Annotated in this window: 18 protein-coding genes and 2 other RNA genes; 9 read left to right on the top strand and 11 right to left on the bottom strand. The window is 65.6% G+C overall.

Features of this window, described 5'->3' with window-relative positions; all coding sequences use genetic code 11:
• Positions 1–33: 33 nt before the first annotated feature.
• The 3 genes from B5Y19_RS01170 to B5Y19_RS01160 all read left to right on the top strand — a co-directional run bounded on the left by B5Y19_RS01170 (position 34) and on the right by B5Y19_RS01160 (position 2,812).
• Positions 34–1,257 carry a BtaA family protein gene (locus B5Y19_RS01170; RefSeq protein ID WP_055728996.1) on the top strand — a complete coding sequence of 408 codons (1,224 nt, stop codon included), beginning with the start codon at positions 34–36 and terminating at the stop codon, positions 1,255–1,257.
• Positions 1,254–1,922, top strand: a complete 669-nt coding sequence (locus B5Y19_RS01165) for a class I SAM-dependent methyltransferase (protein WP_411914130.1) — start codon at positions 1,254–1,256, stop codon at positions 1,920–1,922. Before B5Y19_RS01170 ends, B5Y19_RS01165 begins: the two co-directional genes overlap by 4 nt.
• Before the next feature lie 92 nt (positions 1,923–2,014).
• On the top strand, positions 2,015–2,812 hold the full coding sequence (locus B5Y19_RS01160; protein WP_055728888.1) for a potassium channel family protein: 798 nt from the start codon (positions 2,015–2,017) through the stop codon (positions 2,810–2,812).
• A gap of 74 nt (positions 2,813–2,886) precedes the next feature.
• On the opposite strand, the gene B5Y19_RS01155 is transcribed toward B5Y19_RS01160, so the two are convergent.
• Positions 2,887–3,456 carry a thioesterase family protein gene (locus tag B5Y19_RS01155; RefSeq protein ID WP_055728889.1) on the bottom strand — a complete coding sequence of 190 codons (570 nt, stop codon included), beginning with the start codon at positions 3,454–3,456 and terminating at the stop codon, positions 2,887–2,889.
• 204 nt (positions 3,457–3,660) lie between these two features.
• On the opposite strand from B5Y19_RS01155, the gene B5Y19_RS01150 reads away from it, so the two are divergent.
• On the top strand, positions 3,661–5,100 hold the full coding sequence (locus tag B5Y19_RS01150; protein WP_055728890.1) for an FAD-binding oxidoreductase: 1,440 nt from the start codon (positions 3,661–3,663) through the stop codon (positions 5,098–5,100).
• A 230-nt stretch (positions 5,101–5,330) separates the two neighbouring features.
• On the top strand, positions 5,331–8,876 hold the full coding sequence (locus B5Y19_RS01145; RefSeq protein ID WP_079591004.1) for an AsmA family protein: 3,546 nt from the start codon (positions 5,331–5,333) through the stop codon (positions 8,874–8,876).
• Positions 8,877–9,000: 124 nt separating this feature from the next.
• Here B5Y19_RS01145 and B5Y19_RS01140 read toward each other — a convergent pair whose 3' ends face one another.
• The 9 genes from B5Y19_RS01140 to B5Y19_RS01100 form a co-directional block, all read right to left on the bottom strand.
• Complete coding sequence (locus tag B5Y19_RS01140) at positions 9,001–9,228, bottom strand: ribbon-helix-helix domain-containing protein (protein ID WP_055728892.1); 228 nt, start codon at positions 9,226–9,228, stop codon at positions 9,001–9,003.
• On the bottom strand, positions 9,225–9,425 hold the full coding sequence (locus B5Y19_RS01135) for a DUF4169 family protein (RefSeq protein WP_055728893.1): 201 nt from the start codon (positions 9,423–9,425) through the stop codon (positions 9,225–9,227). Before B5Y19_RS01135 ends, B5Y19_RS01140 begins: the two co-directional genes overlap by 4 nt.
• Positions 9,426–9,436: 11 nt before the next feature.
• Positions 9,437–10,831 carry a class II fumarate hydratase gene (gene fumC, locus B5Y19_RS01130; protein ID WP_055728894.1) on the bottom strand — a complete coding sequence of 465 codons (1,395 nt, stop codon included), beginning with the start codon at positions 10,829–10,831 and terminating at the stop codon, positions 9,437–9,439.
• 12 nt (positions 10,832–10,843) lie between these two features.
• On the bottom strand, positions 10,844–11,422 hold the full coding sequence (locus B5Y19_RS01125; RefSeq protein WP_055728895.1) for an SspB family protein: 579 nt from the start codon (positions 11,420–11,422) through the stop codon (positions 10,844–10,846).
• A 57-nt stretch (positions 11,423–11,479) separates the two neighbouring features.
• Positions 11,480–11,836: a transfer-messenger RNA gene (gene ssrA, locus B5Y19_RS01120) on the bottom strand.
• 147 nt (positions 11,837–11,983) lie between these two features.
• Positions 11,984–12,337: a transfer-messenger RNA gene (gene ssrA / locus B5Y19_RS01115) on the bottom strand.
• Positions 12,338–12,365: 28 nt separating this feature from the next.
• A complete protein-coding gene (locus B5Y19_RS26695; RefSeq protein ID WP_079591003.1) occupies positions 12,366–13,181 on the bottom strand; it encodes a metallophosphoesterase in 816 nt (271 codons plus the stop codon).
• Between the two features lie 420 nt (positions 13,182–13,601).
• A complete protein-coding gene (locus B5Y19_RS01105; protein ID WP_176168535.1) occupies positions 13,602–15,428 on the bottom strand; it encodes an AAA family ATPase in 1,827 nt (608 codons plus the stop codon).
• A 415-nt stretch (positions 15,429–15,843) separates the two neighbouring features.
• Positions 15,844–16,539, bottom strand: coding sequence for a hypothetical protein (locus B5Y19_RS01100; protein WP_079591001.1), 696 nt, complete (start codon positions 16,537–16,539; stop codon positions 15,844–15,846).
• Positions 16,540–16,710: 171 nt separating this feature from the next.
• Between B5Y19_RS01100 and B5Y19_RS26690 the strand changes: the two genes are divergently transcribed.
• The 4 genes from B5Y19_RS26690 to B5Y19_RS01080 all read left to right on the top strand — a co-directional run bounded on the left by B5Y19_RS26690 (position 16,711) and on the right by B5Y19_RS01080 (position 20,675).
• Positions 16,711–16,956: a helix-turn-helix domain-containing protein gene (locus B5Y19_RS26690; protein WP_079591000.1), complete on the top strand. Its 246-nt coding sequence runs from the start codon at positions 16,711–16,713 to the stop codon at positions 16,954–16,956.
• Between the two features lie 235 nt (positions 16,957–17,191).
• Complete coding sequence (locus tag B5Y19_RS01090; protein WP_244555442.1) at positions 17,192–18,319, top strand: ABC-three component system protein; 1,128 nt, start codon at positions 17,192–17,194, stop codon at positions 18,317–18,319.
• Positions 18,307–18,810, top strand: coding sequence for an ABC-three component system middle component 2 (locus tag B5Y19_RS01085; protein WP_079590998.1), 504 nt, complete (start codon positions 18,307–18,309; stop codon positions 18,808–18,810). Before B5Y19_RS01090 ends, B5Y19_RS01085 begins: the two co-directional genes overlap by 13 nt.
• Complete coding sequence (locus B5Y19_RS01080; RefSeq protein WP_079590997.1) at positions 18,807–20,675, top strand: AAA family ATPase; 1,869 nt, start codon at positions 18,807–18,809, stop codon at positions 20,673–20,675. The genes B5Y19_RS01085 and B5Y19_RS01080 overlap by 4 nt, the downstream gene beginning before the upstream one ends.
• Positions 20,676–20,929: 254 nt before the next feature.
• Here the strand turns inward: B5Y19_RS01080 and B5Y19_RS01075 are convergent, their stop codons facing one another.
• A complete protein-coding gene (locus tag B5Y19_RS01075) occupies positions 20,930–21,358 on the bottom strand; it encodes a MerR family transcriptional regulator (protein ID WP_055730221.1) in 429 nt (142 codons plus the stop codon).
• Between the last annotated feature and the right edge of the window lie 28 nt (positions 21,359–21,386).

The following is a 21,386-nucleotide window of genomic DNA, read 5'->3' as shown; positions in this document are numbered from 1 at the left end:
CAGGCGACGCAGACAGCGCGCGCGGCCCGCCGCATGACGAGCTCGGATCTGGGACTGGCCGTCCGGCGCAGCAAGAAGCTGTCGAAGGCGGGGATGCTGGAATGGCTGTTCGCGCGGGCCTTCTCCGGCCTGGTCTATCCGCAGATCTGGGAGGACCCGATCGTCGACATGGCGGCGCTGCAGCTCAAGGCCGACGACCATGTCGTCGCGATCGCGTCGGGCTCCTGCAACATCCTCTCCTATCTGACGGCCGCGCCGATCCGCGTCAGCGCGGTCGATCTCAACGCCGCGCATATCGCGCTCGGCCGGCTGAAGCTGGCCGCCCTGGCGCGGATGGGGGAACACGAAAGCTTGCTGCGCTTCTTCGGCCGGGCCGACCGGCGCGACAACGTCGCCTTCTACGACCGGGAGATCGCGCCGCATCTCGACGCCGTCTCGCGGGGCTATTGGGAGGGGCGGGGCCTCAACGGGCGGCGGCGGATCCACCTCTTCGCCAACGGCTTCCACCGCTACGGGCTGCTCGGCCGCTTCATCGGCACGGGGCATGTGCTGGCGCGGCTGCTCGGCGGCAATCCCAAGGCGATGCTCGCGGCGCGCGACATGGCCGAGCAGCGGGCGCTCTACGACAGGCATCTCGCGCCGGTCTTCGAGCGCAGGCTGGTGCGCTGGCTGGTGCGCCAGCCGGCCTCGCTTTACGGGCTCGGCATCCCGCCGGCGCAGTACAAGGCGCTGGCGGCCGATGGCGAGGACGGCATCCTCGGCGCGCTGAGGCTCAGGCTGGAACGGCTCGCCTGCGGGTTCGACCTGAAGGAGAACTACTTCGCCCAGCAGGCCTTCGGCCGGCGCTATGGCGAGGGGCCGGGCGCGGCGCTGCCGCCCTATCTCCAGCCGCAGAATTTCGCCGCGGTGAAAGCGCGCGCAAGCGGCGTCTCCTATCACCAGAACGCCGTCACGGCCTTCCTGGCAGACCAGCCGGCCGAGAGCTGCGATGCCTATGTGCTGCTCGACGCGCAGGACTGGATGAACGACGCCGATCTCGCTGCGCTGTGGTCGCAGATCACCCGGACGGCTCGGCCGGGGGCGCGGGTGATCTTCCGCACCGCGGCCGACGAGCGGCTGCTGCCCGGCCGGGTGCCGGCCGCGATCCTCGACCAGTGGCATTATGACGAGGCGCGCAGCCGCGAACTCTGCCGACAGGACCGCTCGGCGATCTATGGCGGCTTCCACCTCTATGTGCTGGCGGGGCAGGGCCGGTGAGCGCGCCGGCGCCGGCAGGCTCGACCGCAGGCCTGATGGACCGGATCTACCGGCACCAGCGCCATATCTACGACGCCAGCCGGAAGTTCTACCTGCTCGGGAGGGACCAGCTGATCGACGGGCTGCAGCCGCCCCCCGGCGGCACGGTGCTGGAGATCGGCTGCGGCACCGGGCGCAACCTGATCCGGATCGCGAGGCGCTACCCGTCCTGCGCCTGCTACGGGCTCGACGTCTCCAGCGAGATGCTGGCGACGGCCCAGGGAGCGGTCGCGAAGGCCGGCATGGAGAAGCGGATCAGGCTCGCCCGGGCCGACGCCACCGATTTCGATCCGCAGGCGCTGTTCGGCCTGCCGGGCTTCGACCGGATCGTGATCTCCTACGCGCTGTCGATGATCCCGCCCTGGCAGGGCGTCGTCGCCGAGGCGCTGCACCGCCTCGAGCCGGGCGGGGCGCTGCACATCGTCGATTTCGGCGATCAGGGCGGGCTGCCGGCGCCGTTCAAGGCGGTGCTGCTGCGCTGGCTCGGGCTGTTCCACGTCACGCCGCGCGAGGATCTGCCGGCGGTGACGCGCTTGCTGGCTGGGGCAGCCGGGGCCGATTGCCGGGTGGCGGCGCCCTATCGCGGCTATGCCGTCCACGCGGTCGCGGCGAGGCCGCGCGGCTAGGATAGCGACCGCCCGGCGTCGAAACTCGTTTCCGCTGGCGAGCGAAAGCCGGTCCTTGGCGGCCCGCTTCGCCGGGCGCTATCCTGCCGGCGATGGACAGCCCCGATTCCAGCCCGCCCAAGAGCCGCTTCGAGACGTTTCGGGACCGGCTGCGCCAGCTCTATCACGGCCGTTCCCCGGCGGCGCTGCGCTTCCAGGCGGTGACGACGGTCGTCGATCTGCTGATCATCGCCTTCTTCATCGTGACGCCGCTGCTCAGGGAGAAGTCGGCCTTCCTCTGGATCGACTATTCCGTCGCGATCATCATGATCGCCGAGATCGGGGCACGGCTGCTCGCCTCCACCAACATGCTCAGGCTGCTGCGCCAGCCGACCATGCTGCTCGACCTGTTCATCCTGTCGACGCTGCTCATGCCGCAATGGCTGGAGAATTTCGGCTTCCTGCGCATCCTCAGGCTCTGGTCGCTCTCCCACAAGGGCATCGTCTGGGCGCAGTTCCGCACCACGCGCTTCCGCGAATGGGAGAATGTCGTGCGTGCGCTGAGCAACATCGCGACGTTCCTCTTCGTCGTCACGGGCTTCGTCTACACCTTCTTCTTCCAGCAGGAGGGCGGGCTGGAGAGCTATGTCCAGGCGCTCTATTTCACGGTCGCGACCGTGACCACGACCGGGTTCGGCGACGTGACCTTGCCCGGCATCGCCGGCAAGCTGACCTCGATCGTGGTGATGATCGTCGGGATCACGCTGTTCGTGCGGCTGGCGCAGGCGCTGTTCCGGCCGAACAAGGTGCTGTTTCCCTGCCCGGAATGCGCCCTGCAGCGCCACGAGCCGGACGCCGTCTACTGCAAGGCCTGCGGGCACAAGCTCAAGATCCCCGACGACGAGGCCTGAGGCGGCCCGATCGCCCGGCGAGAGATCGCGCTCCCCGCAATATCGGACCACGCTTCCGCGAGATCGGGAGCGCCCTAGTGGCGCGTCTCGGTCGTTTCCGGCTCGCGCTCTTCCGCCACGTCGTCCACCCGGATCGCCGACTTCTTCGGCATGCCGATGATCCGGCCGATCGTGGCCGGCAGCGGCATCATGCTGTGGGCGGCCTTCATCAGGGCGATGTTCGCCAGGATGTCGGGCGGGAAGGGCGTGACCTTGCGATGGACCATGTCGACATGCAGCGACAGGTTCTCGCTCGTCGCCGCCAGCCAGCCTTCGTTGGCGTGCCGCATCTCGAGATAGTAGTGCAGGCGCTTGTCGTCGAAGGCGATGAGCTGCGCCGTCACGCGCACGAGGTCGCCCTCGGTCAGCTCGCGCTTGTAGAGGATGTGGCACTCCGCCGCGAAAGTGGAGGCGTGGCGCGTCTCGGCATAGTCCCGTGTCAGCCCGACGAGCGAGAAGACCTCGTCCACCGCCCGGTCGAACAGCACATGGTAATAGGCCATGTTGAGATGGCCGTTGAAGTCGATCCATTGCGGCTCGACGCGCATGGCCGACGAGACGAATGGTGCGAAGAACAGCGCCGGGGCGCGTGTGTCTTGCTTCATGATCGCCCTCCCTGTTCGGCGCCTCGTTCAAGGGGCGGCCGCAAGATTGCGGCTGCCCATTTCCGCCGTCGCGTGATCTACTATGCACCGATCATGGTCGGCGTCAGCATCGCGATCCGGCTGCGGAGCCCGGTTGATATCGGACCGTAACCAATTGCGAAACCGATCTGTTCCAAGTCTAAGCGCCAACACCGGACCTTGACAATGAGCCTGCCCGCCGCCGCCCTTCATGACAGCCCTGTCTCCGCCGCAGCGCTGCCGCCCTCTCCGGATGCGGTCGCGGCGGTGACGCAGGCCCTCGCGGCGCGCTTCGGCAACCGGCTCGTGACCAGCCTCGCGGTGCGCCAGCAGCACGGCCACACCCTGACCTGGATCCCGAATCTGCCGCCGGATGCGGTGGTTTTCCCGCAGAGCACCGAGGAAGTCTCCGAGATCGTGAAGCTCTGCGCCGCCCATGGCGTGCCGGTCATCGCCTTCGGCACGGGCACCTCTCTGGAGGGCCACGTCAATGCGGTGTTCGGCGGAGTCTGCATCGACATGTCGCAGATGAAACGGATCATCGCCGTCCATGCCGAGGATCTCGACGTGGTGGTCGAGGCCGGCGTGACGCGCAAGGAACTCAACGAGCATCTGCGCGACCAGGGCCTGATGTTCCCGATCGATCCGGGCGCCGACGCCTCGATCGGGGGCATGGCGGCGACGCGCGCCTCCGGCACCAATGCGGTGCGCTACGGCACGATGAAGGACAATGTGCTGGCGCTGACCGCGGTGATGGCCGACGGCTCGGTCGTCAAGACCTCGACCCGGGCCCGCAAGACCTCGGCCGGCTACGACCTCACCCGCCTGCTCGTCGGCTCGGAGGGCACGCTCGGCATCATCACCGAGGTGACGCTGAAGCTGCACGGCATTCCGGAGGCGATCGCCGCCGGCGTCTGTCCCTTCCCGTCGGTCAAGGCGGCCTGCGACGCCACGATCCTGACCATCCAGACCGGCCTGCCGGTCGCGCGCATCGAATTGCTCGACGACGTGATGATCCGCGGCGTCAACCTGCATGCCAAGCTCGGCCTGCCGGAGACGACGATGCTCTTCGTCGAGTTCCACGGCACGGAGGCCGGCGTCGCCGAGCAGTCCGAGCGCTTCGGCGAGATCGCGGCCGAGTTCGGCGGCGGCCCTTTCGAATGGGCGACCAAGGCGGAGGATCGCTCCAAGCTCTGGCAGGCGCGCCATGACGCCTATTGGGCGGCCAAGGCGCTGCGCCCCGGCTTCGATTCGGTCGCGACCGATGTCTGCGTGCCGATCTCGCGGCTGGCCGAATGCGTCGAGGAGACCAAGCGCGACATCGAGGAGACCGGGCTCATCGCGCCGATCGCCGGCCATGTCGGCGACGGCAATTTCCACACCCAGCCGCTGGTCGACCTCAGCGATACGGCCGAGGTCGAGCGGGCGCAGGCCTTCATCGACCGGCTGGTCAAGCGCGCTCTCGCCATGGGCGGCACCTGCACCGGCGAGCACGGCGTCGGCCAGAAGAAGATGAAGTATCTCGAGCAGGAGCACGGCGCGGAGGCGCTGGCGGTGATGCGGACCCTGAAGCGGGCGCTCGATCCGCAGAACATCCTCAACCCCGGAAAAATCATCGCCTTGTGACATCGCAGCGGCTTGCGCCCCCCGCCTGCTTCGCCGAAATGTCGTGATCCTGCCGCGACTTGCAGGCATGGTGAGGACAGCTTCCGGTGCAGGCCGTCATTGCGAGGAGCAAAGCGACGAAGCAATCCAGGGCGGCAGCGCTCTACGCTCGCTGGATTGCTTCGTTGCGCTCGCGATGACGTCCGAGATCGGCATCGCTCGACAATGACGACAGGGACAGAAAGCGGACGTTGCGTGAAAGCCTGACAGTTCTGGCCGGCCTGCTGGTCCTGGCTCTGCTCGCGGCCCTCATCGGCCCCGGCTTCGTCGACTGGCGCGCCTATCGTCCGCAGTTCGAGGCCCGGCTGAGCGAGGCGCTCGGCGTCGAGACGCAGATCGGCGGCGACATCAGCCTGCGGCTCCTGCCGTCGCCGCGCATCGCCCTGCAGGATGTCCGGATCGGGGTCGGCAGCGCCGGAACCAGCGCCGCGACGGCCGAACAGGCGACCGTCGAGCTCGCGCTGACGGCCCTGGCGCGCGGCGAGTTCCGGTTCTCCGAGGCGCGCCTGGACGGTGCGACGCTCCAGCTCGTCGCGGACGAGACCGGCGCGGTCCGCCTGCCGGAGCGGACGGGCAAGGCCATCCCCGCCGAGGCAAGGCTCGACCGGCTGACGATCAGCCGCTCGGCCCTGGTCTGGCGCGAGGCCGGGCGCCCTGCGCTCACGATCGCGCCGATCGCGGCCGAGGTTTCGGCGGTCAGCCTGGCCGGGCCGTGGCGCTTCGAGGGAGAGGTCGACGGCGCCTCGCTGCGCATCACCACGGGCGAGCTGGAAGAGGGGGGGCGGCTGCGGGCCAAGGCCAATCTGACGGGCGAGGATTTGCAGCTCGCCTTCGACGGCTCCTTCGCCTTCCCGCCGCGGCAGGGCGGCGTCGCCGCCGAGCTCGACGGCGCCTTCAATCTCTCGCCGGGCGGCTCCGTCGCGCTTTCCGGGCGGGTGCGCGGCGGCAGCCGGCAGCTCGAGCTCGCGGGCCTCGCGCTCGACCTCGCCGGCGGCGCGGCGCGGCTCGAGGGCGAGGGCCATTATCTGCCGGGCAACGGGACAGGGGCGCTGGCGCTCAGGGCGCGCCGGCTCGACGCCGACGCCCTTGCGGCGGCGCTGGCGGAGCGGCAGGGCTTCGCGCGGGCGCTGCACGGCCTGCCGGGCAGCCTGGACGTCAGCCTCGACCTCGACCAGCTGATCTGGCACGGCGAGGATTTCTCGGGTTTCGCCCTGCGCGGGCGCCTGCACGATGCCGGGCTGAGCGAGACTTCCGCCTCGGTCCGGGTGGGCGGTGCCCTGATCGGCGCAAGCGGCAGCCTCGGGCCGGACGGAGCCGAGGGACGGCTCAACCTCAAGGCCGAGGATGCGCGGCGGCTTGCGCTGCTGCTCGGGCGGGCCGGCCTCGATCCGGCGCTCGCCGATTTCATCGCCCGGCTCGGGCGGGTCGACGCGGACGCCACCGGCTCGTGGTCGGCCGGGCAAATGTCCTTCCAGCATCTCATCGTCGCCGGATCGTCCGGCCTTCGCCTGGAGGCCTCGGGCGAGCTCGGCCCGACGCGGCTGGCGGCCAAGGCGGCCGTGAACGGATTGGTGCTCGACGCGCTTCCGCCCGGGACGAGCCTGGCCGGGCTCTTCGACCAGCCGGAGATCGCGCTGGAGCTCAGCCTGAACAATGCGCGCTTCCGGAGCGCGCCGCCCGGCTCTGCGAATCTCGATATCCGCCGGGAAGGCGAGAGCTGGCGCCTGCGACGCCTGTCGGTCGAGGGCTTCGGTGGCGTCAGCGTCACCGGTGCCGGGGCCTTGCTCGCCGAGGGAGGCGAGATTTCCGGCCGGGTGCGCGCGCCGCGCCTCGAAGCCCTGACCGCCCTGGCCGGGCCGTTGCTGCCGGAGGCCGCGGCCGAGATCCTGGCCCGCACCAGCGACGGGTTGGCACGGCTCGATGCCGGCTTCCGGCTGACCCGCGCGGCTTCGGGCGAGACTGGCGTCTCGGCCGAAGGCATGGCGGCGGCCGGCAAGCTGACGCTGGACGGGCTGCTCGACCGTGGCGGCTCCTGGCGGCGCGCGGCGCTGAATTTCGAGCTGAACGACCGGCGCCAGGTGTTCACCGCCTTCGGGCTGCCGGCCCCGGCGCAGGGCGGCCCGGCGCGGCTCGCGCTTTCGCTCGGCAGTGGGCGCGCCACGGGCTCTCTCGCCGGGCCGGGGCTGTCGCTGGTGGTCGACGAGGGCGCGGATGGACGGCAGGTCACCGTGCAGGCCGACGGGCCGGGCCAGATCCTGGCCGAAGGCCCGGCGCGGCTCCTGCCCGACGGAGTCCTCGACGCGCATGCCCGCCTCCTGGTCACCGCCGAGGCGACGCGCCTCGACGCGATCACGGCCCATTTGGGGGGCGCCACGGCCAGCGGCTCGCTGCTGCTGCCGCGCGAGGGGCCCTATACCGGCCGGCTGGCGCTGCCCGCCGCCGATCTGCGCCGGATCATGGCCGCGTCGATCGGCAGCGCGGCGCCGTCTCCCGGCTCGACCTGGCCGACCGGCCGGTTCGGGCAGGTGCCTGGCCTGCCGGCCTTCGACATCGCGATCGAGGTTGGCTCCTTCGCACTGCTCGACGGCGTCGTGCTCGACAAGGCCAGCTTCACGCTGCGATCGGATGAGGACGGGCTACGCCTCGAGGAGATCGGCGGAAGCCTTGGCGACGGTCGGCTCGCGGGGCGGCTCGGCCTGCGGCGCGACGGCGGGCTGGCGCAGCTGAATGGCCGGCTCGAGCTCAAGGCGATCGATCTCGGCCGCGTCAGCCGCGGCGCGATCGGCGGCCGGGCCTCCGGGCAGATCGAACTCGGCGGCTCCGGAGAGACGCCGGCGCGGCTGATCGCCGGCTTGAGCGGCGCCGGCAGTCTCGCCCTCAGCGAGCTGCGTCTCGCCCGTTTCGATCCGGGCGCCTATGCCCGCGTGATCGCCAATACCGGCGAGGACGCTTCCGAAAGCGATGCCGGGCGCCTGCAGGAACGGCTGGCGCAGGCGCTCGACAAGGATGCCTGGGCGCTCGGCCAGGTGGCGGTGCCGTTCACGCTGGCGGGCGGGTTGATCCGCATCCAGCCCTTCGCCTTCGAGCGCAACGGCCTCAAGGCCGAGGCGAGCGGCGTCGTCGACCTGCGGGCGCTGACCGGCGATCTCCGGCTTGGGCTGAAGCCGCTCGGCCCGCTGCCGAAGGGCTGGCCGGGCGATGCGCCGCAGATCGGGATCGCCTGGCGCGGGCCGCTGACCGAGCTGCGCCGCGAGAGCGATGTCAGCGCCCTGTCGAACACGGTGGCGGCGCGGGCGCTGGCGCGCGAGATCGAGCGTGTCGAGGCCTTCGAGGCGGATGCGCGCGAGCGGGCGATGCATTCACGGCGGCTGCGGGCCGAGCGCGAGATGCGCGAGAATGAGCGTCGTCTCAACGAGTTCCTGAAGGCGGAGGAGGAACGCCGACTCGCCGAGCAGAAGCGGGCAGAGGAGGCGCGCCAGCGCGAGCTCGAACGCCAGCAGGCCGAGGAAAAGCGCGCCGAGGAGGCGAGGCGGGCCGAGCAGGCGAAAGCGGAGCAGGAGATCCGGCGCCGCGTCGAGGCGGAGGATCGCGGCCGTGCCGCCGAGCGCGCGCCGGCCCAACGGCCGGGGCCGCTGGTCCTGCCCGGCGCGCCGCTCCAGTCGACGGCGCCGGGCACGGCAAGCCAGCCTCTGCCGCCGCCGCTCGAGCTGCAGCGGCCGACACCGCGCGTGCCGTAGCCGAATTCGACGAGCGGTTGAGAAACTGATTCAACGACCTGGCGGATTGATTCCGCCGATCGTTGCAGGATTCTGATTTGTTTGGGTTTTCTTGTTCCTGTGGTCGCGCCTTTCGGCGGCCGGCTCAGCCGGCGCGCTGCGCGCGCTCCCGGTAATGGGCCAGGATGTGCAGCCGCAGCGCGGCCGAGAGATTGAGCGCGCCGCGCCCGGAATCGACCTCGGCGATCAGCACGGAAATCGGGCGGGCCTCTCCGGCGGCGATCTCGCCGAGCGCTTCCCAGAACGGATCTTCCAACGAGATGCTGGTGCGGTGGCCGGCGATGCTGAGCGAGCGCTTGCGCCCTGTCGTCATGCCGGCTCCGGCTCGTCGTCGTCGCGTTCGAGCCTGTGGCCGTCGAGCTGCCGGCCGGCCTTGTCGCGCTCGGCATCGGTGAGCCGGCGCTCGGCCTTGCTGCGGCCGAAGCTCAGGCGGTTCTGCTCGGCCGCCTTCTCCGCTTCGGCGCGGGCCTTCTGCTTGCGGAAACTGCGAAGGTTGATGATCTCGGCCATGTCGCGCGCCGTCAGTGCGGGCCGAGCATCTGCTCGGGCTTCACGGTGGCGTCGAACAGCGCCGCATCGACGCCGGCCTTGAGCGCTTCCTCGCGCAGCGTCGTGCCGTTGTGATGTGCCGCCTTGGCGATATTGGCGGCCTTGTCGTAGCCGATCGCCGGGGCGAGCGCCGTGACCAGCATCAGCGAGCGCGACAGCAGATCCTTGAGCTGCGCTTCATTGGCCTCGATGCCCTCGACGCAATTGGTGCGGAAGCTCTCGGCGGCGTCGGCCAGCAGCCGCACGGATTGAAGAAACGCGGCGCCGATCACCGGCTTGAAGACGTTGAGCTCGAAATGGCCCTGCGAGGCGGCGAAGCCGATCGTCGCCTGGTTGCCGTGGACCTGGGTCGCGACCATGGTCAGCGCCTCGGCCTGGGTCGGGTTGACCTTGCCCGGCATGATCGAGGAGCCCGGCTCGTTCTCGGGCAGGCTGATCTCGCCGAGGCCCGAGCGCGGGCCGGAACCCATCAGGCGGATGTCGTTGGCGATCTTGAACAGGTCGGCGGCGAGCGCGGCGAGCGTGCCATGCGCCGCGGCGAGCGCGCCATGGCTCGCCAGCGCCTCGAACTTGTTCTCGGCCGTGCGGAAGGGCAGGCCGGTCAGCGTCGCGACCTCCTTGGCGAAGGCCAGCGCGAAGTCGGGATGGGTGTTGAGCCCGGTGCCGACGGCGGTGCCGCCCTGGGCCAGCGCATAGAGCCCGCCGAGCGCGGCCTCGATCCGGCCGATGCCGAGATGAAGCTGCATCGCATAGCCGGAGAATTCCTGGCCGAGCGTGACCGGAGTCGCATCCTGCAGATGGGTGCGGCCGATCTTGACCAGATGCCGGAAGGCCTCGGCCTTGGCGTTCAGCGCCTTCTCGAGCTGGCGCAGGGCCGGCAGCAGCCGCCGGGTGATCTCGAGGGCGGCCGCGACATGCATCGCGGTCGGGAAGGAGTCGTTCGAGGACTGGCCGCGATTGACCTGGTCGTTGGGATGGACCGGGCTCTTGGCGCCGAGGCCGGCGCCGAGCAGCTCGTTGGCGCGATTCGCCAGCACCTCGTTGACGTTCATGTTGGACTGCGTGCCGGAGCCGGTCTGCCAGATCACCAGCGGGAAATGGCCGTCGAACTTGCCGGCGAGCGCTTCGTCCGCCGCCTGGCCGATGGCGCCGGCCGCGCGCTGGTCGAGCAGACCGAGCCGGGCATTGACGTGCGCGGCCGCCTTCTTGACCAGGACGAGGGCGTGGACGAGCGGCAGGGGCATGCGCTCGCGCTCGCCGCCGATGCGGAAATTCTCGAGCGAGCGCTGCGTCTGCGCGCCCCAGTAGCGATCCGCCGGCACCGCGATCGGGCCGAAGGAATCGGTTTCGGTGCGCGTCTCGGTCATGGGAAAGGTCCGTCAGGTCTTCTTGCGGAAGGAGTCGAGGCTGACGACTTCGGCGCCGCCCTTGTCGTCGCTGTCATCCGCCTCGGAAGCCGCAGCATCGCCGTCCTGCCCGGCATCGGCGGCGGGGGCGCGCGTCTTCGGCGCCGGCACGCCGGCCGGCACCACCTTGGCCGGCACGGCCGTCGGGGCGGGCGCGGCTTCGGGCAGCGCCATGTCCGGCGCGTCCTCGGGTTCGTCCTGGGTCTCGAACTTCAGCCCGAACTGGACGGAGGGGTCGAAGAAGGTGGTGACGGCGTCGAAGGGGATCAGCAACCGCTCCGGCACGCCCGAGAAGGACAGCCCGACCTCGAAGGCGTGGTCGCTGACGTTGAGGTCCCAGAACTGGTGCTGCAGGACGATCGTCATCTCGTCGGGATGCTTCTCGCGCAAGCGCTGCGACAGGCGCACGCCCGGGGCACCCGTGCGGAAGGTGATGTAGAAATGATGCTCGCCCGGCAATCCGTCGCGTGCCGCTTCGGCCAGGATCTTGCGGACGACGCCCTTGAGCGCCTCCTGGACCATCAGATCGTAACGCAGCACATCTTTGGACATCGGGTAGACGATTCCGCTTGTTGCTCCGGCGGGAACGGCCGGCAGGCTGAAAATGAAAGTGGAGGCTTCTGTTGCCAGGCGCCTCCGAGCCCCGCCTTACGCGGCTAAGCGCAAGGGCTTTGGTTTGGGAACCAGCACCGCTTACGCGGCGACGGCGACCCGAGCATTGTTGTCGTTGGCAACTATGCTTTTGGCCCGATAACGGCGGAACCATGCCGAGCAAAAGAACAACCTTTACACCCTCGTCGATCCTATTTCGCCCCCGCCAAAACCCTGTGCTTTCGCCGCAGGATGCAGCCCGTCAGGGCTTTGGTGGAGGCGCCGGGTACCGAACTTTACATTAGGGTTCCCATAGTTCGCCGACAGTGAAAACGCCGATTCCTCCTAGCTCCACCGCGTCGCCAAGCCAACTACTCAGGTAGCCGACATAACGCGAGCATTCTAGTCGCATAGACGGGAGGGTCAAAAGAAAGTTCGTTGTCTCTGCCGTCTCGCTCACAGGCTTGATCCCGCGACCGCGCTCATGAGCGTGCACCAATCACAGCCACCATCCAAAAAGAGAGTGGAGGTTTCTGTTGCCAGGTACCTCCGAACCCCGCCTTACACGGCTAAGCGCAAGGACTTTGATTTGGGAACCAGCACCGCTTACGCGGCGACAGCAACCCGAGCATTGTTGTCGTTGGCAACTATGCAATGGCCCGATAACGGCGGAACCATGCCGAACAGCAAGCTGAACTCTTCAGCGCCCGTCGAACCTAATTCGCCCCCGCCAAAACCCTGAGTGCCCGCAGGGCTTAGGTGGAGGCGATGGGAATCGCACCCATGTCCGAACGCCTATCATGTTCAACCGTCTACTGTCGTAGCCGTTGAAGCGGCAACCCGAATATAGGTGACCAAGACATTGGCTTCAAGCTGCAAAGGGGCGGATGTCCTCGATCCGGAGCTATTGGCGGGTGCACCCTCCACAAAGCGCGGTCACTTCAACTGTCAGGCAAGGATTGAATAAGGGGTTCTCGCGTTTCCCTCCTCCCTGGGGGTATCCGGCCTGATTTGATACGATCTGTGTCGTCCCGACGAGGTAGTTATGCGAGCCATGATCGTGACCGTGAATCCAGAGCTCCGGCCGAAAGCGTTCAATGATCTCTCCGAGGTCGGACGCGAATGCGGGAGAAAGCGGATCACCCCGATATCGCGGTTGGACAGATTTTGGATGCGGCGCGTGATGCGTCACCACCACCGTTGGCCCAGCAAACGGCTTCCCGAGAACGCCGGTGATGTGGGCCAGGTCCCGCCGATGCATCGATAGTGCGTGAGCTGGCCGAAACGGCATGCGCCTCCTGCCTTCGGTGATCTTGATCCGTCGATGGTCGTTCATCCCGTCCTGGGCGGCGTGACAGGCTAGCCTCGGATCTCCAAGGAGCTTGTAGTCCGTCCATAAGGTAGCGCCGACGAACCGCGTGCCTGCTATCACGGTCATTCCGGGGGCCAACAGATGGATGCCCGCCGTTTTCGCTCGGCTTCTGGCATCCTCCAAAGAGGAAATAATCTCAGTTCCATAGAACTCGTGGTTTCCGGGGACAAAGACGACGGGCCGCTCTCTCAGAGGGCCTCGCCTTTGAAGGTCGATCCAATCGATCGAGCTCGCGATCGGGCGGTCAATATCGCCCGCGAACACCGCGACATCGAACTCTCCGATGTCATGCGGAAGCTCAAACGGGCCGAACTCGCGATGGATATCAGACAGCACCAAGAGCCGCATGCATACTCCAATGTCCCGGAGAAAATGAAAATCGAGCTGCTGTTGCTGTTCGGGCAGGAGAGCTATCTCGTCGGATTCCGTCGATTTCCCCGTGGCGTCTTCGGTTGAGGTCTCAAAGCCGTTTCGAACGCTATTGCGGTCATTGCTTCTCCGAATGAGAGCGGTTTCGCGACGGCTTCGAGCAATTCAGCCAGCTCCTCCAGGGAGATCACGACCACCGGCTGCCCGTCATGGTCGGCAGCTCTCGATAGGCCTCGACTGCCTACCTCGCCTTCTAGAGCGTGCGGTGCACGTTCAAATTCTGCCCTCACGGAGGGCTGGGTGACCTCGGCGAGCACATCGATCAATGCCGCTTTCGGCTGTCCGGCAGCCCAGGCGGTTGCGCGAATGCGTTGAATATCCTGCTCTCGCATGGTGACCTCACATGGGTTGGACGATTTCCCAGGCAGCCGATTCATGGTCGGCCGTGAGCTCGAGGGGCTCTGAATTCGAGATCAAGGCGACAATGGGCGCGAACCCGATCTTCCTCTCTTTGAGGAGCTCGTTCGCGACCTGCTTCGTCCCGATCCTGTGATGTTGAATGATTGAACGCGCCCGGGTCATTTGCTCGGCCAGGATGCCCTCGATCCGCTCGCGAACGGTTGGCGACATGTGCAGTGTTCGCCAGAGATCGGCCTCCCCGTCCGCTGCCAAGAAGGCGAGGCCTTGACCAAGGCCGTAGGATGTTTCGAGCCGGAGCGCGGTCAGGGTAGCGAGGTGAAGGTCGCTGCCGCGCGTCCCCCCACCTCCAATCGACCTGCTGCCCAGGAAGACATCCTCCGCGGCCGTGCCACCGAGCAAAAAGCAGATCTCGTCGAGAAGGCTCTGGGCCGTCGTGTCGACAACGGCCCTCGGACCGACCAAGACGCCACCCAAGGGCTGGACAGACAAGGCTGGTTCGACGACGTCGCGAATCTCCACGGACTCAAACCGCCTCCCGAGCGCGATTGCCACGGTGGCATGTCCAGCCTCGTGGACGGCCGTGCGGCGCATCAACTGCTCCGGGATCGCAATCGTCGGCGGAAGCGAGGCCGTGAGATCCTCGATCGCGATGGCCCTGCGCGCGCGGCGAGCCAGTCGGCGGGCGTCACGGACAAGTCGCTCCAGTGCAGCGCCGCTCCAGCCTTCTGTCCGCGCAGCGATAAACGATAAATTCTCGCCGACGAGTGCGTTATCGAGATGCCAGCGAACGATGCCTTCACGGGCGCCTGCATCCGGGAGTGGAATCTGGACGTGACGGTCAAACCGGCCGGGCCGTACGAGAGCAGCATCGAGCCGTTCCGGATAGTTGCAAGCGCCTACGACGACGACACCTTCCCGCTGCTCGATGCCATCCAAACATTCGAGCAGGCCAGCGACCACCTCGATGTTGTACTGCGCATTCTCGCCCCTGAACGTCTCCCGGTCGCCGAGGGCGTCGACTTCGTCGATGAACAGAATGCAAGGCGATCGGCGGCGTGCTTCGTCGAACGTCGCCCGCATGGCCTTGAGCAAGTCCCCGAGGTGGCCGCGCGCCTGCCAGCGCGCAAGCGATCCCACAACCAAATTGACTGCGCAGGTGGTTGCCAACGCCTTTGCGAAGGTAGTTTTGCCTGTTCCGGGTGCCCCGCTCACGAGGACACCCTGATCCACGTCATCCCAGCCGATCTTTCCGTCACGCCAATCCTTCAAGTCGATGGCGAGCTCTCGCGCCCAGCTTCCCGCCTCGCCGAGTCCGTGAAGATGCTCGATCCGGAGTTGGCGCACCTCGACCGGTGGCGGCTTCTCCATCGCCTTCCGCATGCGCTCGAGCGACTGCGAAACAGGGCGCCCGCGTCGAAGTATGGTGCTGATCACCGCGAGCGGCATCGATGCAAGCTCGTGGGCCTGTTCCTCGCTCACGCTTTGGCCAAGGCAGATCTTGCCCGCAGCGATGAAATGGCGAGGCTCCGGTGCTGCGAGATGGATGATGCCATCGACCGCCGCGAGAACCATCGCCGGCAACTGGGCCGTGTCCGCAGCCAAGACAACCCAGCGGTCCTCTTTCAAAAGCCCGACGCCGGCCGGATCCTTTGAGCCTTTGCTCCAGTTCTCCTCGGCTACGACGATCTTCGCAGCCGTGTTCGAGCCCAACCGAATGGTCCGACGGGATCGCAACGATGCAAGATGAACCGCCTGCCTGTAGTCGTCGACATCGACGTCTTCCGGCATGATCAGGACGAGCGACACCGGCTCACCACAACGCAGTTGCGGATAGCGTCGGCAGTCGCGGATGACGGTGCAGTAGGCTAGGAATCGACCCAACTTCCTGGTTACCGGAAACCGCTCCCGGAGCGCAGTGGACCTCCGATCCATTGGGAACTCCTCTTCGAGCCAGTCGGTATCGGGCCCCTCGTGACGACGAGATATCCTGGGAGGGCTCGCGGCCGATCTTGGAAATTGCTCAGCCGAATCCACCGCACCGCGCCTCGCGACATTTGGGATGGAATTCGCAGCCGTCACCGGACCTCGAATCCGCATGGATTCGAGCCACTTGATGATCTCGCTCGCAACGGCGATGAACGATCTTAGGGCTGGTACGTTTCGGCCGGCAATCACTAGTTTGGATCGCTTGCCCGGGGGCGGCGTGACCGACCGGGTTCGGCTAGAACGCATCGTTCGGAACGGGCAGCAACGAGCTGCCCGTCGCCTTCAGCATCGCATAGGCAATCCCCTCCGTCGCAGTGGCCAGCCTCGGCGACAAGGATATTCGGCCGTCCACGACGGGTGGCGCTGACCTGATTTCAAACGTCGAGATCCCACCCGGCTGGATCACACGATCGCTCGACGGCGCGAGAAGCCCAGATCGGCTCATGGCGCGATTGAGTACCGGTTCGAAATCCGAGGGCTCCATGGCCGGCGGCCAGCCCACCGGCAGTATCCACGGAAGGACCAAATCGGGTGACACGAGTGAGGCTGCGATTGCGTGGAAGTCGCGAGCGGTTCGTTCAGCTTCGGCAGCGCCGGTGGCCATCGGCAAGAGGATTCGAAATGCGGGGTCGGCGATCCAGCCATGGTCAAACGCGGATACCGGGAGGTCGACGACGACCGCCTCCGCCGTTGCGGATTGTCTGATCCAGTCCCAGATCGCCGCCGAGCTTGGCGGACGTTCGGTTGCCGGGAACCAAGCGGTCGCGAACGGCGCAGGCATCTCGCCCGTTAGGACTGGCCGCTCATCCCTGCCCGTAAGCTGGATATGAACCGTCTCCAGGCCGAGCAATTTCAATCCGAAAGCCATCAGAAGGCTCGTGTTGGTTCTGATGGAATTCGCGTTCGAGCCGCTGATCAGGAAAACCTCCATCTCGCTTCCTTTCGAATCCTTAACGCTTCCGATTCGGAAGGAAGCTATCAGTGGTCAAATCCGAGATCCAGCTAAAAAGACAAATTTTCGTCATTTAAGAGCAAATTTTGTCCTTATAGACAAATTGTTGACAAGGTGGATTCCGGGCTCTTCCTGTGCTTTTTCAACGAAATGTTTCCTTCCGGACGGATTTTGAAGGCAGCCCGCGTTGGCATGGGATTGAATCCCGACGAGGTCGCTGAGGAAGCGGGAATCAGTCGCGCTTCCCTGAGCCGACTGGAGGCGGGGTCATTGTCCGTCAGCGTGAAAGTGGCCGATTCCGTCCGGAAAGTTTTGGAAAATTACGGAGTGAGGTTTCTCACTGGCGACGGGGCTGTCGGGCCAAGCATTCGTTTTCCCGTGGACTACCAGGGATAGAGGCGTCTCCCACGTAGACTGGGCATAGGAGCCATATCAGGTCTGGAAACTCTCGACTGAGGTGGGCAACTTTCCTTTGCAGCCGAGATCAGCCATTGAGGCTGGCATGTGCGGTTCCGGCGGCACTGCGTAAACCCGAGTGCCGCTATACTTGGGTATTGTCCTTGTGGCTGAGGGGACTGTTATTGACAGTGCTTTGCGGGCGGCTCCTTATGACAACGGGGGGGGCAAACATTTGACTGCGAACCGCGACACTGCCGTCCCACTGAAGGACGGCGTGGCAGATTATTTTGCCGAGATTGCGTCGCCGCCATCGAGCTCTACCATGCTCTCGCCTGCGCACGTCCAGAGCGGGCCGCCGATCGAACCTCTGGTCCGCATCGTCACATACGATCCGTCTCAATGGGAGGCATTCGTCGACGAATGGGTGTCATCTCTCAAAACGAAATATGAAAAGGTCCTGCGTTACACCGGTGCCAATGACCACGGCATCGACGTGGCGGGCTTCGCCGACAAGAATTACCTGCAAGGCATCTGGGACAATTACCAGTGCAAGCACTACCGCGACGCCATCACGCCGGGCACCGCCTGGCCCGAAGTTGGCAAGATGCTGTGGTATTCGTTTTGCGGCGTTTTTACGCCGCCGCGCGCCTACTATTTCGTCGCCCCGCGCGGGACGGGCACGACGCTCACCCAGTATCTGACGAATGCTTCCGCGTTGAAGGCGGCTTTGATCGAAGCCTGGCCGAAAGCCGTCGCAAATAAGATCACGGCAACGCAGCTCGTAACCCTCGACGGCAAGTTCGCCGAGTATGTTGACGCCTTCGACTTCTCGATCTTCCAGCCCATGTCGCCGCGCGAAGTCATCGAGCAACATCGCGCTACGCCCTATTTCATTACGCGCTTCGGCGGCGGTCTGCCGCCGCGCCCCGTCGTCGGCGCGCCGCCAACCGATCTGGGAACTCACGAGAGCGTCTATGTCGCTCGTCTGCTGGCGGCCTATTCCGAACACATCAAGGCAGAAGTTCCCGATGTCGCCGGGCTGAAGGCGTGGAAACCGCTCGAAGATCATTTCAAGCGGCAGCGCGAGTGCTACTTCCACGCAGAAGCTCTACGCATTTTTGTTCGGGACAAAGTGGAGCCCGGCGCGTTCGAGGGCTTGCAGGATGAGATCTACCATGGTGTAGCGGACACCGCCGATGGCGATCACGCTGACGGGTTTGAGCGCGTCAAGGCTGTAACTCAGGCGGCGCAGAACGTGCCACTCGACGCCCATCCGCTGGGTGCGAGTGCGCTGGTGAAAGACAAGCGCGGCATCTGCCATCAGCTTGCCAATGAAGACCGTCTAAGATGGACGAAGTAGCGCGCGACCAGTTTTCGTTGACGTTCAACGGCCCTCTCGAGGCCGGTGTCCGTGCAGTCGCTGTTCTGGGCTCCGCGTTTCCGCGCGCCTATGACATTCAGCGGCTGACGGCGTTCGACTATCTGCTCGTTCGAACGCATCAATTGGGCGGACCCGATGACCTTCATCCGGCGACACCAATTCAGACGCCCGCCACAGAAGTCCGCCGACGCGTGGTCCAGGATGCGCTGCATCTGATGATGACGCGCGAATTGGTCGCACGAATCGTCGACGAGAACGGTATCTCCTACCGCGCCGGCGAGGGCGCGGCGATGTTTCTCGATTCATTGCGCACGCCCTATCTCGCGGCGCTGAAGGACCGCGCCGACTGGCTTGTCTACCATCTTGCTGACTACACCGATTCCGCGCTCGAGGGGGTGATGCGCAAATTCTTCGATAGGTGGGTCGTGGAGTTTCAGAACGTCGAACGCAGCCTCGGTGCGTACGCATGAGGAAAGGCTTACGGCTGCGCAGTCTCAGCTTTCACGGGCCGGCGCGCAAATTCGCTACGATACCCTTCGGACCTGGCCTCAACGTCATCCACGGCGCATCGAACACCGGCAAGTCTTTCATCGCCGACGCAATAGATTTCATGCTCGGCGGCAAGGGACCTCTGCGCGACATCCCGGAGCGGGTCGGTTATGATAAGATCCTCCTCGCGATGGAAACGCTGGACGGCCATCAGTTCACGTTGCTTAGAAGCACGGAGGGTAACGCTTTTCGTCTTTTCGAAGGTCTCTATTCTGACACCCTCCCCGAGGGTGAAGGCACGCCGCTCGCCGACACCCATAGCGACCGCAACGAGGAAAACCTCTCGGCCTATCTGCTAGCAAAGCTCGATCTCGCTCATAAACGGGTAAGACGGAACAAGCGCGGCGACACCAACAGCCTTAGCTTCCGCAATCTTGCCCGCCTCGTTATCATCAACGAGGAAGAGATTATCCAGCAGCGCTCGCCACTATCCGATGGCAATTATACGGCCGACACGACCAATACCTCAGTCTTCAAACTGCTGCTGACCGGCGTCGACGATTCTGCACTTGCGACCGCACAGCCGCGCAGCCCGGAAGAACAAAGCCGCAGCGCCCAACTCGACTTGCTCGATCAATTGATCGAAAGCCACCGCCGCCAGGTCAAAGAGTTGGCTGGACCACCGGACGAACTGGAAGCCCAGCGAGAACGCCTCGGCGAGTCCATGCGATCTCAAGGAGAACTTCTCGCCGTCTCGGAAACCGCATTCAGAGACGCCGCCACGCGCCGCAGGGACATCGCACGCCGGGTCGAAGAAGGAAGGGATCGGCTAACTGAGATCACGGCGCTTCTAGAACGTTTCACATTGCTCGACGCGCACTACAGTTCCGACAAGGAAAGGTTACGCGGTATCGAGGAAGCGGGCAGCCTTTTCGGCGCGCTCGGCACCGGCACCTGCCCATTCTGCGGTTCGGCACCTGAACATCATCGCAAAGCCGAATGCGATTTCGATGTCGAGAAGGCAGTCGCAGCCGCACAGTCCGAAATCCGCAAAATCGAAATACGCCAAACGGAGCTGACACAGACGATTGCGACATTGCGGAAGGAAGCTGTGAGCTTCGAGCGGCGCCTTCCGATGCTCGAAGAGCAGCTTGATACCGTATCCGGCGAGATCGACCGAGTCGTTGCGCCCAATTTGCGCCAGCTTAGAACAGCCTACAGGCAGTTGGCCGACAAGGATGGCGAGGTGCGCGAAGCGCTCGCGATACACCGCGGTCTATCGGACCTTGAGCAGCGCAAGGCCGCGCTGGAACGCGAGGGCGAAGTATCCGGCAACGGTGGCAACAGCCTCAGCGATGTCGACTTGCCGAGCTCGACCGCTGACAAGTTCGCCGGCATCGTCCTGTCCACCCTGAAAGCTTGGCATTTCCCTGAAATCGATCGCGTCCATTTCGATTCCAAGACGCGGGACCTTGTCATCAACGGCAAGAATAGGACCTCGTTCGGTAAGGGGCTTCGCGCCATCACCCAGGCAGCATTCACGGTCAGCCTTCTCCAGTACTGTCGACAGTTTGAAACCCCGCATCCGGGATTCATCGTTCTCGACTCTCCCTTGCTGTCCTACAGGGAGCCAGAGGGAGACGGCGACGATCTAAGAGGCTCCGATCTGAATTCGCATTTCTTCGAATTCCTAGCGAAGCTACAGGCCGACAGGCAGGTGCTCGTCGTTGAAAATACTGATCCTCCCGCGGAGATTCAGGCCTCTTTGCAATCGGTAAAATTCACCAAGATCGAAGGCGTGGGTCGCTATGGATTCTTTCCTATCGAGCCCGCGCCGCCAACCTAGGATGCAGGCTCGCAGCCGCCAGCGCAGCAACCCGAGCAAGGGCGTCGCCAGGGATCAGGCGCGGTTGACGCCGCGGTAGCGCGCGAAGCTTGTCCGGCCCGACGATCCGGCATTAGGTAGCAAAGACCACTGAGGGTTCGGTAAGTACCTGAATCCGAGAGGTTTCAGGCTCCTCGGTTCAAGAATTTCGATGACGCGTGGACGCCCCCGGCAGCCTCCCGAGGCCTTCGCATAGTGCGTGAGAGCCACTAGCGTTAGCTCGGCTCAGGCGAGAGAATGTCGAGCACTGGGCATTCGGGCGCGGTGCCGCCTTCGCAGCGGTCGATGGTCTGCCCAAGCAATCGTTCGAGTTTGCTGAGGTCGGCGATCTTTGCCCGGATATCGTCCAGGTGCTTCGTGGCGATCTCGCGAACCTCGCCGCACGGGGCGCGCTCCGGGCCGCCGAGCGCCAGAAGCGCCTTGATCTCGTCCGGGGTGAATCCGAGCTCGCGGCCGCGCCGGATAAAGGCCAGCACGCGCAGATGGTGCCGGTCGTAGACCCTGCGACCCCCCTCGGTGCGGGGCGGCGCGGGCAGCATCCCGACCTTCTCGTAGTAGCGGATGGTCTCGATGTTCACCCCGGTGAGCCGTGACAGCTCGCCGATGGGGAGCGTCCCGCCTCGCGAATGCGTGATCGCGTCCATCGAAAATGCCCTTGCTCCTGTAGCCACT

The sequence above is a fragment of the Allobosea thiooxidans genome (assembly GCF_900168195.1).
GTDB lineage: Bacteria > Pseudomonadota > Alphaproteobacteria > Rhizobiales > Beijerinckiaceae > Allobosea > Allobosea thiooxidans.
This window is presented reverse-complemented; position numbering and strand designations above follow the sequence as displayed.

What these genes read in the sequence shown, in the direction of transcription:
- B5Y19_RS01170 (WP_055728996.1), top strand. Translation starts at nt 34, where the DNA reads ATGACGAGCTCGGATCTGGGACTGGCCGTCCGGCGCAGCAAGAAGCTG.
- B5Y19_RS01160 (WP_055728888.1), top strand. Translation starts at nt 2,015, where the DNA reads ATGGACAGCCCCGATTCCAGCCCGCCCAAGAGCCGCTTCGAGACGTTT.
- B5Y19_RS01155 (WP_055728889.1), bottom strand. Translation starts at nt 3,456, where the DNA reads ATGAAGCAAGACACACGCGCCCCGGCGCTGTTCTTCGCACCATTCGTC.
- B5Y19_RS01150 (WP_055728890.1), top strand. Translation starts at nt 3,661, where the DNA reads ATGAGCCTGCCCGCCGCCGCCCTTCATGACAGCCCTGTCTCCGCCGCA.
- B5Y19_RS01140 (WP_055728892.1), bottom strand. Translation starts at nt 9,228, where the DNA reads ATGACGACAGGGCGCAAGCGCTCGCTCAGCATCGCCGGCCACCGCACC.
- B5Y19_RS01135 (WP_055728893.1), bottom strand. Translation starts at nt 9,425, where the DNA reads ATGGCCGAGATCATCAACCTTCGCAGTTTCCGCAAGCAGAAGGCCCGC.
- fumC (WP_055728894.1), bottom strand. Translation starts at nt 10,831, where the DNA reads ATGACCGAGACGCGCACCGAAACCGATTCCTTCGGCCCGATCGCGGTG.
- B5Y19_RS01125 (WP_055728895.1), bottom strand. Translation starts at nt 11,422, where the DNA reads ATGTCCAAAGATGTGCTGCGTTACGATCTGATGGTCCAGGAGGCGCTC.
- B5Y19_RS26695 (WP_079591003.1), bottom strand. Translation starts at nt 13,181, where the DNA reads ATGCGGCTCTTGGTGCTGTCTGATATCCATCGCGAGTTCGGCCCGTTT.
- B5Y19_RS01100 (WP_079591001.1), bottom strand. Translation starts at nt 16,539, where the DNA reads ATGGAGGTTTTCCTGATCAGCGGCTCGAACGCGAATTCCATCAGAACC.
- B5Y19_RS26690 (WP_079591000.1), top strand. Translation starts at nt 16,711, where the DNA reads ATGTTTCCTTCCGGACGGATTTTGAAGGCAGCCCGCGTTGGCATGGGA.
- B5Y19_RS01085 (WP_079590998.1), top strand. Translation starts at nt 18,307, where the DNA reads ATGGACGAAGTAGCGCGCGACCAGTTTTCGTTGACGTTCAACGGCCCT.
- B5Y19_RS01080 (WP_079590997.1), top strand. Translation starts at nt 18,807, where the DNA reads ATGAGGAAAGGCTTACGGCTGCGCAGTCTCAGCTTTCACGGGCCGGCG.
- B5Y19_RS01075 (WP_055730221.1), bottom strand. Translation starts at nt 21,358, where the DNA reads ATGGACGCGATCACGCATTCGCGAGGCGGGACGCTCCCCATCGGCGAG.